The 15,072-nt window shown below is 63.9% G+C and carries 17 protein-coding genes; 9 read left to right on the forward strand and 8 right to left on the reverse strand.

Going from position 1 to position 15,072, the window contains the following annotated elements; genetic code table 11:
• Positions 1-20 precede the first annotated feature (20 nt).
• Positions 21-734 carry a TfpX/TfpZ family type IV pilin accessory protein gene (gene tfpZ / locus BLQ85_RS18370; RefSeq protein ID WP_371327314.1) on the forward strand — a complete coding sequence of 238 codons (714 nt, stop codon included), beginning with the start codon at positions 21-23 and terminating at the stop codon, positions 732-734.
• Between the two features lie 31 nt (positions 735-765).
• Positions 766-2,349, forward strand: a complete 1,584-nt coding sequence (locus tag BLQ85_RS18375; RefSeq protein WP_074579039.1) for a M48 family metalloprotease — start codon at positions 766-768, stop codon at positions 2,347-2,349.
• Here the strand turns inward: BLQ85_RS18375 and BLQ85_RS18380 are convergent.
• The 3 genes from BLQ85_RS18380 to BLQ85_RS18390 all read right to left on the reverse strand — a co-directional run bounded on the left by BLQ85_RS18380 (position 2,305) and on the right by BLQ85_RS18390 (position 3,964).
• Entirely contained in the window at positions 2,305-2,658 is a 354-nt protein-coding gene (locus BLQ85_RS18380) for a phage holin family protein (protein WP_074579042.1), read from the reverse strand. The genes BLQ85_RS18375 and BLQ85_RS18380 overlap by 45 nt on opposite strands.
• Before the next feature lie 76 nt (positions 2,659-2,734).
• The gene (locus BLQ85_RS18385; RefSeq protein ID WP_074579044.1) at positions 2,735-3,184 is read right to left on the reverse strand and encodes a hypothetical protein; all 450 of its coding nucleotides are present in this window, start codon (positions 3,182-3,184) and stop codon (positions 2,735-2,737) included.
• A 51-nt stretch (positions 3,185-3,235) separates the two neighbouring features.
• Entirely contained in the window at positions 3,236-3,964 is a 729-nt protein-coding gene (locus tag BLQ85_RS18390) for a TerC family protein (RefSeq protein ID WP_074579046.1), read from the reverse strand.
• Between the two features lie 439 nt (positions 3,965-4,403).
• Between BLQ85_RS18390 and BLQ85_RS18395 the strand changes: the two genes are divergently transcribed.
• From BLQ85_RS18395 to BLQ85_RS18405, 3 genes are all read left to right on the forward strand, one after another.
• Positions 4,404-6,104, forward strand: coding sequence for a T6SS phospholipase effector Tle1-like catalytic domain-containing protein (locus BLQ85_RS18395; protein WP_074579049.1), 1,701 nt, complete (start codon positions 4,404-4,406; stop codon positions 6,102-6,104).
• Between the two features lie 137 nt (positions 6,105-6,241).
• Positions 6,242-6,679, forward strand: a complete 438-nt coding sequence (locus BLQ85_RS18400) for a DUF3717 domain-containing protein (protein WP_074579051.1) — start codon at positions 6,242-6,244, stop codon at positions 6,677-6,679.
• A gap of 64 nt (positions 6,680-6,743) precedes the next feature.
• Positions 6,744-7,064, forward strand: coding sequence for a hypothetical protein (locus BLQ85_RS18405; protein WP_074579053.1), 321 nt, complete (start codon positions 6,744-6,746; stop codon positions 7,062-7,064).
• On the opposite strand, the gene purB is transcribed toward BLQ85_RS18405, so the two are convergent.
• Positions 7,061-8,452 carry an adenylosuccinate lyase gene (purB, locus tag BLQ85_RS18410; protein ID WP_074579056.1) on the reverse strand — a complete coding sequence of 464 codons (1,392 nt, stop codon included), beginning with the start codon at positions 8,450-8,452 and terminating at the stop codon, positions 7,061-7,063. The two genes, BLQ85_RS18405 and purB, sit on opposite strands and share 4 nt — an antisense overlap.
• Before the next feature lie 134 nt (positions 8,453-8,586).
• On the opposite strand from purB, the gene BLQ85_RS18415 reads away from it, so the two are divergent.
• Positions 8,587-9,204, forward strand: coding sequence for a glutathione S-transferase family protein (locus BLQ85_RS18415; RefSeq protein ID WP_074579058.1), 618 nt, complete (start codon positions 8,587-8,589; stop codon positions 9,202-9,204).
• Positions 9,205-9,596: 392 nt separating this feature from the next.
• Here the strand turns inward: BLQ85_RS18415 and BLQ85_RS18420 are convergent, their stop codons facing one another.
• Entirely contained in the window at positions 9,597-10,169 is a 573-nt protein-coding gene (locus BLQ85_RS18420) for a glutathione peroxidase (RefSeq protein ID WP_074579060.1), read from the reverse strand.
• A 332-nt stretch (positions 10,170-10,501) separates the two neighbouring features.
• Between BLQ85_RS18420 and BLQ85_RS18425 the strand changes: the two genes are divergently transcribed.
• The 3 genes from BLQ85_RS18425 to rfaE2 are packed head-to-tail and all read left to right on the forward strand — an operon-like array spanning position 10,502 to position 12,234.
• A complete protein-coding gene (locus tag BLQ85_RS18425) occupies positions 10,502-11,371 on the forward strand; it encodes a ferritin family protein (protein WP_074579062.1) in 870 nt (289 codons plus the stop codon).
• Positions 11,371-11,721, forward strand: coding sequence for a Rid family hydrolase (locus tag BLQ85_RS18430; RefSeq protein WP_074579064.1), 351 nt, complete (start codon positions 11,371-11,373; stop codon positions 11,719-11,721). The genes BLQ85_RS18425 and BLQ85_RS18430 overlap by 1 nt, the downstream gene beginning before the upstream one ends.
• Positions 11,722-11,730: 9 nt before the next feature.
• Positions 11,731-12,234: a D-glycero-beta-D-manno-heptose 1-phosphate adenylyltransferase gene (gene rfaE2, locus BLQ85_RS18435; protein ID WP_074579066.1), complete on the forward strand. Its 504-nt coding sequence runs from the start codon at positions 11,731-11,733 to the stop codon at positions 12,232-12,234.
• A 19-nt stretch (positions 12,235-12,253) separates the two neighbouring features.
• Here the strand turns inward: rfaE2 and BLQ85_RS18440 are convergent, their stop codons facing one another.
• The 3 genes from BLQ85_RS18440 to BLQ85_RS18450 form a co-directional block, all read right to left on the reverse strand.
• The gene (locus BLQ85_RS18440) at positions 12,254-13,498 is read right to left on the reverse strand and encodes a beta-ketoacyl-[acyl-carrier-protein] synthase family protein (RefSeq protein ID WP_074579070.1); all 1,245 of its coding nucleotides are present in this window, start codon (positions 13,496-13,498) and stop codon (positions 12,254-12,256) included.
• A 27-nt stretch (positions 13,499-13,525) separates the two neighbouring features.
• Positions 13,526-13,753: an acyl carrier protein gene (locus BLQ85_RS18445; RefSeq protein WP_051001974.1), complete on the reverse strand. Its 228-nt coding sequence runs from the start codon at positions 13,751-13,753 to the stop codon at positions 13,526-13,528.
• A gap of 127 nt (positions 13,754-13,880) precedes the next feature.
• Positions 13,881-14,927 carry an SDR family oxidoreductase gene (locus BLQ85_RS18450; protein ID WP_074579072.1) on the reverse strand — a complete coding sequence of 349 codons (1,047 nt, stop codon included), beginning with the start codon at positions 14,925-14,927 and terminating at the stop codon, positions 13,881-13,883.
• Between the last annotated feature and the right edge of the window lie 145 nt (positions 14,928-15,072).

Genomic DNA, 15,072 nt, shown 5'->3' on the forward strand with positions numbered 1-15,072 from the left:
GTGTTCACTTTTGTATCAGTGTGACCATTGCCGCTCTCGCGGCGGCGCTGGTTTTCTGGATCTGGTATCCCTACCCTTACCGGGAGATTTCAGGCGGCCGCGAGCTGTTCATGATCGTGGTGGCCGTCGATGTGGTCATGGGCCCTTTGCTCACATTGGCGGTGTTTAATGTCAAAAAAGCCGCCAGGCTGCTGCGGCTGGACCTGACGGTGATAGGCCTGTTCCAGTTGGCCGCGCTGACCTACGGTTTGTGGACGGTGGTCGTGGTGCGCCCGGTGCACCTGGTGTTCGAAATGGACCGTTTCAGGGTGGTCCATGCCATCGAGGTGCCCAAAGAGGAGCTGGGACTGGCGCCGGCCGGATTGGCCACGCTGCCATTGACCGGGCCGACGCTGCTCTCGATGCGTGACTTCAAGGACGACAAGGAGCGCTCCGATATGACTTTTGAGGCCCTGGCCGGCAAGCCCCTGAGCACGCGTCCCGGGTTCTGGCAGCGTTACGATCAGGGTAAATCCCAGGTTTTGGCGCGTGCCAAGCCGCTGGACGACCTCAAGAAGCGCTTTCCGGCCCAGGTGGACGAAATTGATGCCGCATTGAAATCAACCACCGGAGGGAGTGAAAAGGCCAGGCCCATAGGCTATATCCCCATGGTGGGGCGGAAAACATTCTGGACGGTCCTGGTGGACGCCAACACCGCAGAGGTCATCGCTTTTGTACCCATTGATTCGTTCTAGACAGACCCGACCGCCGAGGCGAGGCCCCGTTTTGGGCCAGCTGGCGCTGGCTGTGCTCGCATGGGTGGCCTCAGCCAACCTCTCGCTGGCCCAGGCCCCCGCCAGCGTGCCCGGCACCACGGCGGGTTCCTTGCCCTCACTGGGCGAAACTTCCGAACTGGCGGCCGCCGCGGAGCGCCGGATCGGTGACCGTATCGCCGCGAGCATTTACCGGGACCCTGATTACATTGACGACCCGGTGCTGACCGATTACCTGCAAAGTGTCTGGCTGCCGCTGGTGGCCGCCGCGCGCACGCGCGGGGAGCTGCATGCGGAGCTTGAAGAGCGTTTTGCCTGGCAGGTGTTCCTGATCCGGGACCGCAGCATCAACGCGTTTGCCTTGCCCGGCGGGTATTTCGGCGTGCACCTGGGCCTGATCGCCGCGGTCGGCAGTGCGGACGAAGTGGCCGCCGTGCTCGGCCACGAACTCAGCCACGTCACGCAGCGGCACATTTCGCGCATGCTGACGCAGCAGTCGCGCCAGACGCCGTGGATGATTGCCGCAATGATCCTGGGTGCCCTGGCCGCCGGGAAAAACGGCGATGCCGCCAGCGCCGCCATCGTCGGCGGCCAAGCGGTCGCAGCGCAAAACCAGCTCAATTTCTCAAGGGATATGGAAAGGGAGGCGGACCGCGTCGGGTTTGGTGTGATGACCGATGCCGGTTTTGAAAGCCGCGGCATGACCACCATGTTCGAAAAGCTGCAACAAGCTTCACGCCTGAACGACAACGGCTCCTTTCCCTATCTGCGCTCCCATCCGCTGACCACCGAACGGATTGCCGCGGCGCAGGCACGCGTGCAGCTGGCCTCCGCCGAGGCCGAAAAACCTTCGCGCGAAAAGCTGGTCGAGGCCGGCAAGGCCCGTGTGCTGCACGCCATGATGGCCTCGCGCGCGCGCATTCTGGCGGCGCCCGGGGTTGACGCGCTGCGCTCCATGGTGGCGGAAGCCCAGCGCCGTACCGCCCCCCTGGTCCTGCACTCGCCGGCCTCGGCGGACAACGTGCGCGATGCCGGCGTTTTGTACGCAGGCGCCTATGCGGCGGCGCAGCTGCGCGATTTCGCAGGCGCCCGAAGCTTGCTGGCAAAACTCAGGCCGCTGGTCGCGGAGGTGCCGCAGGCGGCCGGCGCGGCGGATTTGCTGGCCGTCGACATGGACCTGCTGGCCGGCGTGGTCCCGGCCACAGCTGCTAGCTTTGATATCTCAAAGGCGGCATCGCGCGCGGAGGTTTTGATCCAGGCGCGCGCGCTGCTGGCGGCGCAGAGGGCCCAGGATGTGTCAAGCCGGCTGCAGACCTGGGTGGCCGCGCATCCCAAGGATGCGACGGCCTGGCAACTGCTCGCTGTCGCGTATGGCAACCAGAACCAGAATGTGAGGGCGATCCGGGCCGACGCGGAAAGCCGGGCGGCGCAGCTGGACTATCCGGCGGCGCTGGACCGGTTCAAGGCGGCGCAGGCCCTGATGCGCAGCAACCCCGGCAGCGCGGATTACGTGGAAGGCTCCATCCTCGACACGCGGACGCGCCAGACGGAATCACTTATCAAGGAACAGGCGCTCCAGGACAAAGTCGATCACTAGTTGCAGCGCTGAATAAATCAGCGAACCTATCAGCGCGGCAACGAAGCCCGTCACGTTCAGGCTGCTGGTCAGGCTGGCCGCCGCCCAGAACATGAGCGCGTTGACGACGAAGAGGAACAACCCCAGCGTCACCAGCGTCACGGGCAGCGTCAGCAGCACGAGGATGGGCCGCACCACCATATTGAGCGCGCCCAGCACGGCCGCCGCGATCAGCGCGCCGGTGAAGCTGCTCACCACCACGCCCGAATACAGGTAGGCGACTGCCAGCAGGGCGGCCGCGCTGAAAAGCCATTTGAGGATGAGTTTCATGCCCAAAGAATACCATTGGGCCACCCAAAGAAAAATGCGCCCCTGGGGCGCATTGGCGAGGGGTGGCGGGGGCCGCTCAGTCGGTGGCGACCAGCAGGCCGGCGCCCGCCAGCGCGGTGGCGTAACCCAGCACCCCGTGGCTTTCCTGGGCCTGAGAGGCGGTTACCGGCTGCATGTCCTGGCCGAACTTCGGCCGGCGGGCATCCAGCACGCGTGCCGCGCCGTGTTGCTTGATCAGGGACTCGGTCTGGGCGATCAGGGTGGTTTGCGCCAGCTGGGTCAGCACCGTGTCACCCTTTTGTTCCAACAGGGGCATCAGCTGGGCGAAGACTTTTTCCGCCCACTTGCCGCGCCAGCTTTCACGCGCGCTGTGCGTCACCCATTTGCTGACGCGGTGCGTTACGCGGGGCGCGCAGCCGACCACGATCCAGCGGGTGGGGTTGCGGGAGCCGCCTGTGGGCAGCATGGGTTGCAGCATCTGCAGGGCATATGCGGCGTCGTCAACGTACACGATGATGTTGTCCATGAAGTTCTCCTTGAGTTGTCGTCGTTTTAGAAAGCTTGCTGGTTGCGGGTTTCAGTGCGGGATCAGGTCCGCGTCGCGGGTAGGGCGGTTGCGCCGGGTGGCCCACCAGCCCGCGCCGAGCACGCCGGCCACCGCCACCGCGTAGGTGATCCACTGGGCGGTCGTGTGCAGGGTGGCGGCGGAGGGCAAGGCGCCGGGTCCGCCGTAAATCGGGTCGAGCAGCTGTTCGCTCACGATCATCTTGGCGGCGGTGAAGGCCAGCACGGCGGCGCCGATGTTGATGATGACGGGGAAGCGCTCCACCAGCTTGAGCACCATGGTGCTGCCGAACACCACGATGGGAATGCTCACCAGCAGGCCGATGACGACCAGGTCAAAAGAGCCATGCGCGGCGCCGGCGACGCCTAGCACGTTGTCGATGCCCATCAGGGCATCGGCCACCACAATGGTTTTCATCGCGCCCCAGAAGGTGCTGGCGACGGGGCCGTCGTGTTCCTTGTCACCCTGGTCAGCCAATAGCTTGTAGGCGATCCACAGCAGCCCCAGGCCGCCTACCAACATCAGGCCGGGGATCTTCAACAGCCACACCACGCCGACGGTCATGGCGGAGCGGACCACGATGGCACCCACGGTACCCCAGACGATGGCTTTTTTCTGCAGGTGGGACGGCAGGTTGCGCGCGGCGAGGGCGATCACGATGGCGTTGTCGCCGGCGAGCACCAGGTCAATGAGGATGATCGCCAGCAGGGCGGACCACCAGGGGGCGGTAAATAGTTCCAAAGCTCACACTCCATGTCAAGTTTCGACTTGGAAATCCGAACGGACGGATTTCCGGGCTCGTGAAACCGGAACAGGTTTGTGGATGGTTCGGGTCAGGGACTGGTGCCGCGAACGCCTCGATCAAACCTGTTCAGGTTTCAATCGAAGGTCTGGCTCGACATGCAGTGTCGCTGCATGCCCAGCAAGCCGGAAGTGTGAACTTCGTAATGACGACTTGCTGTTAGCGATTTTGCTGTGGTGTCTGTTATCGAATATTGCAGCAAAACGAGGGAGTTACTCCCCTTCGTCTGGATATTTGACAATAAAAATGGATTTTTTGCAAATCCCCCGGTTCATCCGGGCTTGGATGTGCCTTGCTCCTCCATCCGGAGGGTGACAGCCGCCCGCGCCGGGCTTAAGGTTGCACCCGTTCCCCCACCCACGGCGAAGGAGCGCGTCCATGAACAGGCAATTGGTCATCTGCTGCGACGGCACCAACAACAACCTGACCGGCGGCGCCAGGGACACCAATGTCACCAAGCTGTGCGGCCTGCTGGCGCCGGACACCAACGACCAATTGCTGTACTACGATCCCGGCGTGGGCAACCCCGGCGAGCTGCCCGGAGCGTCCCTGACCGACAGCATCAGCCGCATCTTCGAGCGGCTGCACGGCCTGGCCTTCGGCAAGGGCGTGTATGAAAACATCGCCGAGGCCTATGTGTTCCTGATGCGGCACTACCGGCCCGGCGACCAGATTTTCCTGTTCGGCTTTTCGCGCGGCGCCTTCACGGCGCGCAGCATAGGCGGGCTGGTCACGCAGTTCGGCCTGTTACGTCCCGAGATGGAAGGCCTGGTGCCCACCCTGCTGCACGTCTATTTTTCGGATCGCGAGCGCGGCGGGCGCAAATACACCGCGATCCGCGACCAGATCAGTCGGCTCTTTGCCTCCGAGCAGACCCGTACGGCACCGGTCTGGTTCGTCGGTGTCTGGGAAACCGTGTCTTCTGTGGGCGCGCCCTTGCTGAGCCGCACCATCACCGCCTCGCCGACCATTGTCGGCAAGCGCTTTCACCATGTGCGCCAGGCGCTGGCCCTCGACGAATACCGCCGCTCCTTCGAGCCGCGTCCCTACTACGTGGATCCCGCGCACGACTATGCGGCCGGCGGGCAGAGCATCGCCCAGCTATGGTTTTCGGGCGCGCATTGCGACGTGGGCGGGGGTTACGCCCAGGTCGAGGCGCGCCTGTCGCGCGACCCGCTGTTGTGGATGCTGCAGGAAGCGGCGGCCTGCCAGCTGCGCCTGCGCGCCGGGCTGCTGGATGCCGCGGGCCAGCTCGATACGCAGGCCGTACTGGCTGCGCTGGCACCGCCCACCCCCGGCGGACCGCCTCCCCGGCCTCGCATCCACAGCGAGACATATTCCACGGCCCTGTGGGCGCTGGCAGGTCTTCAGCAGCGTAACCCGCATGTGGTGCTCGATGCGGGGAAGCCGCAGCGGGTGGTGCCAATGGAGCATCCTTCGGTGGCGGCGCTGGGCTTGTCCTTTCCTGCCGATACCGTCTGGGCGCGCCGCCGGCCCGTGGCGGGGTTGCTGGTGGCGCTGGCCTTGGCGGTGGCTTCCTGGCTGCTGGCCGGCGGGCTGTTGAACGGCAGCATCGTGCCGGCCCGTATGACGCTGTGGGAATGCCTGCTGGCGTTGGGCCGGGATGCCGGCCAGGCGGCGGCCGCCAACCTGGCACTGGCGCGCTGGCAGATAGACTGGGTGGCGTCCTGGGCCTATCCGCTGGCCACGCTGCCGCAAGCGGCTGGCCGTGTGGCCGGCGCCGTGTGGGCCGATTTCGGCCTGGTGGCCGCTTATGCCTTCATTCTGGCCCGCGCCTTGACCTGGGCATTTGCTCGCATCGTGCGCGTGCAGCGCGCCGGCCACAGGCCACCGGCCTTGCTCAATGCGCTGGGATTGGCTGCCATGGTGGCCGTGTTGGGCGACGTCGCGGAAAACCTGCTGACGCTGGCCCTGGTGTCGGCCTTTCCCTGGCCCCTGCTGGCCGGGGTGGAGCCCTTGCTGGGGCTGGCCATGACCATGGCGGCGCTGGCCAAATGGGTGGGTCTGCTGGGTTGTGGGGCCCTATTCCTCTGGGGGCTGGCCGCCAGATCGTCCTAGATCGTCCTGATGGTGGCTAAACCCGCGCTGGGAAAGCGATTTTGCGGTCTGATCGATAATGAACGGCCCGGCTCTGCGGCTTCGCGCATCCTTCTTCCTTGGCGCGGCCAGCCCCCTAATTTGGTACCTTACTTCCCATGCCCGGCATCCACATCACCGATATCGAAGCCGCCATCAATTACTGGCGTGACAAGAAGCCCTCGCCCGACGGCGTGACCCTGGCGCCCGAATTGCGCGCCCTGGCGGAGGTTTATGCGCTCATGGTTTTCTACCATGAGGACGAGGCCGACGAAAAAACCTTTCCTGCCAAGGCGCTCGCGGCCTGGCGCGTCTGGTACGACACCACAGCCGACACACCCTGCATCGCCATCTGCTCGACCAGCCAGGGCGATGCCCTGTGCAAGGGTTGCGGCCGTACTTTTGACGAGGTGCAGCATTGGCCCGAGATGACGCCCGGCGAAAAGCGCGCCACCTGGCGGCGCATCACGCAGGAGGCCAGCGCCTGGCGCTTTGGCCGCTATGCCGATCGGGCCCTGGAGGGCAAGACGCCGGCCCCCGAGGACGAGAAGGCCTGATTTCGAGGGTGTCCCAGCTATCAATTTGGTAGCGATTGGCGGCGGGGCGGGCTACACTGGCGCCATGCTCAGACTGGCCCGCGCTCCCAATATCGCCATCGCCGCACTGTGGGTGGACGCCTTGCAACAGGCCGGCTTTGCGGCCAGCGTTCAGCGCTACTTCCTGGGCAGCGTGGCCGGCGAACTGCCGCCCGACCAATGCCTGCCCGAAGTGTGGCTCACGCACGACCACGAAGAGGCGCGCGCGAAGGAGTTGCTGCACAGCTTGCAGAACATGCCGCAGCGACGCTGGCTGTGCAGCTGCGGTGAGGTGGTGGAGGGCGGGTTCGAACAATGCTGGCAGTGCGGCGCCGATATGCCGGCGCCGCCTGCGGCGTCCGCCTAGACGCGCTTGGCGAGCTCGGCCGCCAAGCCGACGTAGCTGCCCGGCGTCATGGCCAGCAAACGGATTTTCTCGGCTTCGGGAATTTCCAGCGAGCGGATCAGCGCATGCAGGTCTTCGGCCTTCACGGTCTTGCCGCGCGTGACTTCCTTGAGCTTTTCATAGGCACCCTGCACGCCGTAGCGGCGCATCACGGTCTGTATCGGCTCGGCCAGCACTTCCCAGGAATTGTTGAGGTCGTCGCTGAGCGCTTCGCGGTTCAGCTCGAGCTTGTTCAGGCCTACGCTCATGGAGTTGTAGGCCAGCACGGCATAGCCCAGCGCCACGCCCATGTTGCGTAGCACGGTGGAGTCGGTCAGGTCGCGCTGCCAGCGGGAGATGGGCAGCTTCTCGCTCAGGTGGCGCAGCAGCGCATTGGCCAGCCCCAGGTTGCCTTCGGCGTTTTCAAAGTCGATCGGGTTGACCTTGTGCGGCATGGTGGAGGAGCCGATTTCGCCGTCCTTCAAGCGCTGTTTGAAGTAACCCACGCTCACATAGCCCCAGATGTCGCGGGCCAGGTCGATCAGGATGGTGTTGGCGCGCGCCACGGCGTCGAACAGCTCGGCCATGTAGTCGTGCGGCTCGATCTGGATGCTGTAAGGCTGGAAGGTCAGGCCCAGGCCCAGCGGCTCGGGTGTTTCGATGACGCTGCGGCTGAAGGCCTCCCAGTCGAAATCGGGCCAGGCCGAGAGGTGGGCGTTGTAGTTGCCCACGGCGCCGTTCATTTTGCCCATCAGCTTGACCGCGGCGATCTTCTCGCGCGCATTGGCCAGGCGCACCACGACGTTGGCGATTTCCTTGCCGACCGTGGTCGGGCTGGCAGTCTGGCCGTGCGTGCGACTGAGCATGGGCTCGGCGGCGAACAGATGGGCCATCTCGCGCAGCTGCGCGATCACCTTGTCGAGTGCCGGCAGCACCACCAGGTCGCGGCCGCTTTTGAGCTGCAGCGCATGGCTGGTGTTGTTGATGTCCTCGCTGGTGCAGGCAAAGTGCACAAATTCGCTGGCGCCCTTGAGTTCGGGCCGGGCTTCAAACTTGGACTTGATCCAGTATTCGACGGCTTTCACGTCGTGGTTGGTGGTCTTTTCGATCTCTTTGATGGCCGCAGCGTCTGTTTCCGAGAAATTCTTGACCAGGCCCAGCAGATAGGTTCGGGCGCCCGGGCTCAGCGGCTTGAATTCGGCGAATTTGGCATCGGACAGCGCGATGAACCAGGCCACTTCCACCTGGACGCGGCGGTGCATATAGCCCTGCTCGGACATCAGGGGGCGTAACTGGGCAAGCTTGCCGGCGTAGCGCCCGTCCAGCGGGGACAGGGCGTTGATGGTGGAAAACGGGGTGGAAGAGCTCATCCTCCAATTGTAGGGGCGGCCCCGGGGGGGCTTGCGGGACTGTCCAGATTTGCGACGTTTGGAGGAGCCTGTCAGCCGGGCCCCGGGCTTACTCGATAGAATGCACTTCCCTCGGACCACGATCTCACATCACCATGAAACTCATCGGATCCGCCACCAGCCCCTATGTGCGCAAAGTGCGCATCGTAATGGCCGAGAAAAAGCTCGACTTCCAGTTCATCCTGGAAGATGTCTGGGCGGCGAACACCACCATCAGCGCGTCCAACCCCCTGGGCAAGGTGCCCTGCCTGGTCATGGAAGGCGGCGAAGCCGTGTTCGACTCCCGCGTAATCGTCGAATACCTGGACACCCTGTCGCCCGTCGGCAAGCTGATTCCGACCCAGGGCCGTGAACGTGCCGAAGTCAAAACCTGGGAGGCCCTGGCCGACGGCCTCATCGACGCCGCCATCCTGGCGCGCCTGGAAGCCACCTGGAGCGGCCGCAGCGCCAAGCAGCGCAGCGACGCCTGGATTGACCGCCAAATGGGCAAGATAGAGGCCACCCTCAAGGCCATGAGCACCGGCCTGGGCGACAAGGCCTTTTGCAGCGGCATCCACTTCAGCCTTTCGGACGTGGCGGTCGGCTGCGCGCTGGGTTATCTTGATCTGCGCTTCACGCAGGTCAACTGGCGCGAACTCTATCCCAACCTTGCCAAGCTGCAGGACAAGCTGATGCAGCGCCCCAGCTTCGCGGAAACGATTCCGCCGGGCTGATCAAACGCGGGGAGTGGCTTTCACCCGGTCATTTGCCGCGGTGGAGTGTGCGCCCGGAGCCAAAGGGCCGCAACGCGCAAGGACACGCCGCCTATGGGCGGGGCCTTGCTGGCTGGAATATAAAAATGCTGCGAAGCGCCCCGGCGCGAACGAGGGAGGGAGGGAGGAGGAGGAGCGCCCCGGGATTGCAGCTGAACCTGGACGGCTCAGAAGGCTTCGCAACAATGAAACTGTTTTGTGCCAGCGCTGCCTGTGACGGCAAATGCGCTTGCGTAAGTATGAGCGCACAAGCCGCCCGGAGTTCCCTCCGGCTACGCGGCATCAGGTAAATTTTTGTTAACGACGCAGCGGCTGGTGCGGCGCGCTGAAACGGCCGCGGGCGGCATCACGCTTCATGGCGCCGCCACAAGCTGTTTTTCAATCTCCTGGATGAAGGCGCGGCCGGCCGGATCGGCCGTGGAGTTGAAACTGGTGACGCTGCTGCCGTCCCGTGCGATCACGTATTTGTAAAAATTCCAGCGCGGCGTGGTGCCTGTTTTGGCCGCCAGCTGCTTGAAAAGCGGATTGGCATCTTTGCCGGTCACGCTGGTCTTGGTGAACATCGGAAATTTCACCCCGAAGGTGTTTTCGCAGAAGTCCGCGATCTCCTTGTTGCTGCCGGTTTCCTGCGAAAAATCGTTGGAGGGAAAGCCCAGCACTACCAGCCCCTGGTCCTTGTATTTGGCGTAGAGCGCCTCCAGTCCCTGGTACTGGGGCGTGAAGCCGCAGAAACTGGCGGTATTGACCACGACCACCACTTTTCCGCTGTACTGGCAAAGGGATTGGGGTTTTTCGTCCTGCAGGCGCAAAAAGTTTTGTTGCAAAAGAACGGGGCAGGCCGGGGCCGCTGCCGCCGGGCTGGCGGCAATCAGGGCGGCGCAGCAAAGCATGCCGAGCAGGAGGGGCCAGGGCTTGAAGGCGGGCATGGTTAAACTCACGGGCAATTAGGTGGTGGACTGCGGTTCATTCTGGCGCTGTTCGGTTTGCGGCACAAATCGTCCGGACGGGAGACCCCACAGCAGGCGCGACGGCATTTGTGGGGATTCAAGCCATTTTTTGAATGGCAAATGCGGCTGAAGTCGAGCTTCGCGTAGGCAAACATGCCGGAATGAGCCCGAATTTTCCTGATTTGCCGGTAAATTGCCGACAAATCGCAAGTTGTCACATTAGCCGCCTAAAATCGCCCTTAATACCCAGGATGCGCCCGACAGCGCCCAAGGCAGATTTATCCGCGAATTCGATCGCGAAGGAGTTCTCAATGCTTTACCCCGAACTGTTCAAACAACTTGAATCCGTCCGTTGGGACATGGACAAGGACATTCCATGGGCAAGTTTTGATCCGGCCAAGCTGACCGATGAGCAGGCCCAGACCATCAAGATGAATGCCATCACCGAATGGTCCGCCTTGCCCGCCACTGAAATGTTCCTGCGCGACAACAAGGATGACAGCGACTTCTCGGCCTTCATGTCGATCTGGTTCTTCGAAGAGCAAAAACACTCGCTGGTGCTGATGGAGTACCTCAAGCGCTTCCGGCCCGACCTGGCGCCCACCGAAAAAGAACTGCATGAGGTTCGCTTCGAGTTCGAACCGGCGCCCGCGCTGGAAACCCTGATGCTGCATTTTTGCGGCGAGATCCGCCTGAACCACTGGTACCGCCGTGCCAGCGAATGGCACACCGAGCCGGTCATCAAGCAGATTTACACGCAGCTGAGCCAGGACGAAGCACGCCACGGCGGCGCTTACCTGCGCTACATGAAGCGCGCCATCAACAACTTCGGCAATGAGGCGAAATCCGCCTTCACCAAGGTAGGCGTGTTGATGGCCAGCGCCCGCCGCACGGCGCAGGCCCTGCACCCGACCAACCTGCACGTGAACAAGAGCCTGTTTCCGCGCGACACCATCCAAAGCCGCCTGCCCAACCCGGAATGGCTGGAGCACTGGCTGGACACGCAGATCAAGTTCGACGCGGTGTGGGAGGGCAAGGTGGTTGAGCGCATCCTGCACAACCTGAGCCTGCTGATGAACCAGAGCTTCAAGACCGTGCAGGAGCTTAACCGCTACCGCAAGGAAATCAGCAAGGAGCTTGCCGAATCCATCGCCGCCAAGCCCTCGCCCGCCGGCGCCTGATGCAGGACCTGCGCTGGCCGAGCAGCGCCGGCGGCAGGAGCCGGGTGGTCGCCCGCGGCGCGCAGGTGTTCGCGGTGGCGAACGCCAGCGACCCTAAACTGGATTTCGATGGCCAGCTTTCGCAGACGCTGGAGATGCTGGACGTCCACCTGGCGCATGTGGGTGCTTCGCGCGCATCGCTGCTGAGCGTGCAGATCTTCCTGGCCGACATCCGGCACAAAAAGCAGGTGGACACCGCCTGGCGCGCGTGGATAGGCGAGGACAGCGCCGCCTGGCCCCAGCGTGCCGTGGTGGGCGCCGAACTGGACGGCGGGCTGCTGGTCGAGATCGTGGCCCAGGCCTTCCGTTAAAGTCTCGGGATGCCCAGCCATCCCCAGCCCCCCGAATTCCTGAAAAAAATCGTCTCTCGCGAGGAAGCGCCGCGGCGCCTGGCCGCCCTGCCCCGCCCTATCGTCTTCACCAACGGGGTGTTTGACGTGCTGCACCGCGGGCATGCCAGCTACCTGGCCCAGGCGCGCACGCTGGGCGGCAGCCTGGTGGTGGCCCTGAACACCGACGCCTCGGCCCGGCGGCTCGGCAAAGGCCCGGACCGGCCGCTGAACAACGAGCAGGACCGCGCCATCATGATGGCTGCGCTGGAGTCCGTGAGCCTGGTCACCTGGTTTGACGAGGATACGCCGCTGGAGCTGATTTCCGAGCTGCGGCCCGACTTGCTGGTCAAGGGCGGCGACTACGACATGGACAAGCTCGCGGAAACGGCGGTGGTCAGGGCTTATGGCGGCGATGCCCGGGCGATCCCGTTTGTGGACGGTTATTCGACCACCGCGCTGGTGAAAAAAATCAGGGCCGCGGGCGGCGCTTGAGGCCGGCGCAGCGTTGTCGTCAGGTCGCCTTGGCGATCAGCACGGCATTGGAGCCGCCGAAAGCAAAGGAATTGGACATCACCGCACGCAGGCCCTTGGCGCTGCGCGGCGTCAGCGGGACGTAGTCCAGGTCGCAGCGCGGGTCGGGGTGGTGCAAAAAGGCTGTGGGCGGCAGTTGCCCGGCGCGCAGGGCCATCACGCTTGCGATGAATTCCATGGCGCCGGCCGCGCCCATGGCATGGCCGTGCACGCCTTTGCTGGAGCTGATGGGCAGGTGCTCGGCCAGCTCCTGGAAGGCCAACTTGATGGCGCTGGTTTCCACCACGTCACCCACATCGGTCGCGGTGCCGTGGGCATTGAGGTAGCCGATGTCGGAGGCCCGCATTCCCGCATCCGCCAGCGCCAGTGTCATGGCGCGTGCCTGGCCCTGGGCATCGGGCTGCGTCAGGTGGTGGGCGTCGGTGGTGGAGGCGTAGCCGCTGAGTTCGGCCAGAATGGTGGCGCCGCGGCGCTTGGCGCTTTCCCATTCCTCGAGCACCAGCATGGCGGCGCCTTCGGCCAGCACCAGGCCGCTGCGGTCGGAAGAGAACGGGCGGCAGGATGTTTCGGGGCCGTCGGCGTGGGGCTTGGCCAGGGTATGCATGGCCTGCCAGGCCTTGATGGTGCCGCGGTTGAGCAGCGCTTCCGAGCCGCCGGCCAGCATGGCATCGGCATAGCCGTGGCGGATTTGCCGGAAAGCCTCACCGATGGAGGCGGCCGAGGAGGCACAGGCGTTGGAGATGGTGCTGCTCGGCCCCTTCAGGCCGAACTCCATGGATACATGGGCGGCAATGGCGTTGTTCATTGCCAGCACCACGGTCATGGGGCGCAGGCGAGCAACTTTTTGCTCGAGCAGGGCGGTGTAAGCCACATCGGTGGAACTGGCGCCGCCGCTGCCCGTGCCCAGGGATACGCCAAAGCGCTCGGCGGCAAAGTTGTTGTGGACAGCGGTGAGATCACCCAGGCCGGCCTGCGACATGGCTTCGCGGCCCGCCACCAGCGCAAACTGGCTGACGCGGTCCATGGTCAGCAGCCGGGCGCGCGGGAAATGGGGGTCGGGATCAAAATCGATCGCGCCGGCCAGCACGCTTTCGGTGCCGGTGGGGAAGGGAATGTCGACGGCGCGAATGCCGGAGCGGGCGGTCAGCAGGGCATCAAAAAAAGCCGGGGTGCCGGTTCCCACGGCGGAGATGACGCCCATACCCGTGATGGCAACGCGACGCATGGATGTCCTGGGGCGCCCGCCAGGGGCTTAAGCGGCGGGCTTGCCCGATGGCAGCAAAGGCTCGATCAGCTGGACCATTTCGGCCAGGGTACGGGGCGGATTGGCCTGGTCGGGAATCTGGATGCCGAACTGGTCTTCGATCTGGAAGAGGAATTCGATGACCGCCAGGGAGTCCAATCCAAGGCTTTCCAGCGTGGCATCAGGCAGCAGTTTTTCCTCGCTGATGCCAAATGTCTCGGCAAAAAGTTTAATCAAATCAGAATTCATCACCCAACCAGTACTTGTATGTGCAAAGCGTCATTGTCCCACCATCGCCGCGACAGCTGACCTTTGTTCAAACCTCGAGGTCATTCTACAAAAGCGGTGGCGTTGTTTTTGTGCTTCAGGGGGTGTACATCTGCCGGACGGCATCCGACAGGCTGAACGTTCCCAGGAGCTCCCCTAAATAGCTGACAGGCGCCGGGGCAACGGCCGCCGCGCCGATTTCAGCGCGCAAACGCGCGTTGCTGAACACCGCATCGGCTGTCAAAAAAGGCAGGTAGGGTTGCAGTGCCTCGAACATCCAGCGCTGGCGGGCGAATTTGGGTGTCGGCACGAAGTCGCGCCCCCGCATCACCAGCTTGCCTATGCCCGGCATGGTGGCCGTCAACTCATCGGCCAGCACTTTGAACGTCATGGAGTCTTCGCCGGTTGACACGTGGTAGCAGTCGTGGGCCAGTCCGCCCTTGAGCAGCATTTCGGCGAAAGCGCCAGCGATGAAGTCCACCGGCGCGAAATCCAGCCTGGCCAGGGGGTCCAGGGGAACGTCCCCCAATTCAGCCATCACGGGAATCGACCACAGCATGTTGCGGGAAAGCTTGGCGTCGTCGATGCCGCGCGACAGCACAATGCCGGGGCGCAGGCTCACAAAGGGGCTGCCCGCGGCGCGCAACAGGGTTTCGGCGTCGCGCTTGGACCGGATGTAGTCATTGGCATAGCCGGCAAAGGGCATGTCTTCCGTGATCACGCCGCGCGGCTCCGTGGTGACCGCCGCGGTGCCGACAAAAAAGCCGCGCTGCGAAGGGGCCAGGTTTTTGAGGATGCCGGAAAACTGTTCGGCCGCCTTGATGTTGATAGGGTAAACCCCTGCGCCGGGCTTGAAGGAGGTGCTGGCCGCAGAGTGCAGGATCACGTCGGCGGATTGCAGCACGGCCGTGCTCAGGCCGAAATTGGGTTCAATGACGTCGCCGGCTTCGGCGGACACCATCTCGGCGAACTCGGGTTTCCACAGAACGCTCTTTTTCAGGCGCTCCAGGAGGCGGTCGCGGGCTTGGTTCGAATCGGCGGCGCGCACCACAGCGGTGCTGTAGACGCCGCGCGCTGCCAGAAGAAGCATTAACTCGCCGCCAATCAGGCCGGTTGCGCCCGAAAGCAGTACGCGTTTAGACATGTGAAGAAATGTAAAGCAGAACCCACAAGTATAAGCCAGCCCATGTGACAGAGCTGCAAAACCCCACTGGGCGAAACCGTCTATATCAGCACAATCGCACGCCGGCCGGGCTTTTTTTGGCGAGGAGGCAAGCACCCCCTCGCTG

The organism is Polaromonas sp. JS666, assembly GCF_900103405.1.
In the GTDB taxonomy this organism is placed as follows: domain Bacteria; phylum Pseudomonadota; class Gammaproteobacteria; order Burkholderiales; family Burkholderiaceae_C; genus Polaromonas.

Coding starts and splice junctions, on each gene's coding strand:
- BLQ85_RS18380 (WP_074579042.1), bottom strand. CDS start 2,658: ATGAAACTCATCCTCAAATGGCTTTTCAGCGCGGCCGCCCTGCTGGCA.
- BLQ85_RS18385 (WP_074579044.1), bottom strand. CDS start 3,184: ATGGACAACATCATCGTGTACGTTGACGACGCCGCATATGCCCTGCAG.
- BLQ85_RS18395 (WP_074579049.1), top strand. CDS start 4,404: ATGAACAGGCAATTGGTCATCTGCTGCGACGGCACCAACAACAACCTG.
- BLQ85_RS18400 (WP_074579051.1), top strand. CDS start 6,242: ATGCCCGGCATCCACATCACCGATATCGAAGCCGCCATCAATTACTGG.
- BLQ85_RS18405 (WP_074579053.1), top strand. CDS start 6,744: ATGCTCAGACTGGCCCGCGCTCCCAATATCGCCATCGCCGCACTGTGG.
- purB (WP_074579056.1), bottom strand. CDS start 8,452: ATGAGCTCTTCCACCCCGTTTTCCACCATCAACGCCCTGTCCCCGCTG.
- BLQ85_RS18415 (WP_074579058.1), top strand. CDS start 8,587: ATGAAACTCATCGGATCCGCCACCAGCCCCTATGTGCGCAAAGTGCGC.
- BLQ85_RS18420 (WP_074579060.1), bottom strand. CDS start 10,169: ATGCCCGCCTTCAAGCCCTGGCCCCTCCTGCTCGGCATGCTTTGCTGC.
- BLQ85_RS18425 (WP_074579062.1), top strand. CDS start 10,502: ATGCTTTACCCCGAACTGTTCAAACAACTTGAATCCGTCCGTTGGGAC.
- BLQ85_RS18430 (WP_074579064.1), top strand. CDS start 11,371: ATGCAGGACCTGCGCTGGCCGAGCAGCGCCGGCGGCAGGAGCCGGGTG.
- rfaE2 (WP_074579066.1), top strand. CDS start 11,731: ATGCCCAGCCATCCCCAGCCCCCCGAATTCCTGAAAAAAATCGTCTCT.
- BLQ85_RS18440 (WP_074579070.1), bottom strand. CDS start 13,498: ATGCGTCGCGTTGCCATCACGGGTATGGGCGTCATCTCCGCCGTGGGA.
- BLQ85_RS18450 (WP_074579072.1), bottom strand. CDS start 14,927: ATGTCTAAACGCGTACTGCTTTCGGGCGCAACCGGCCTGATTGGCGGC.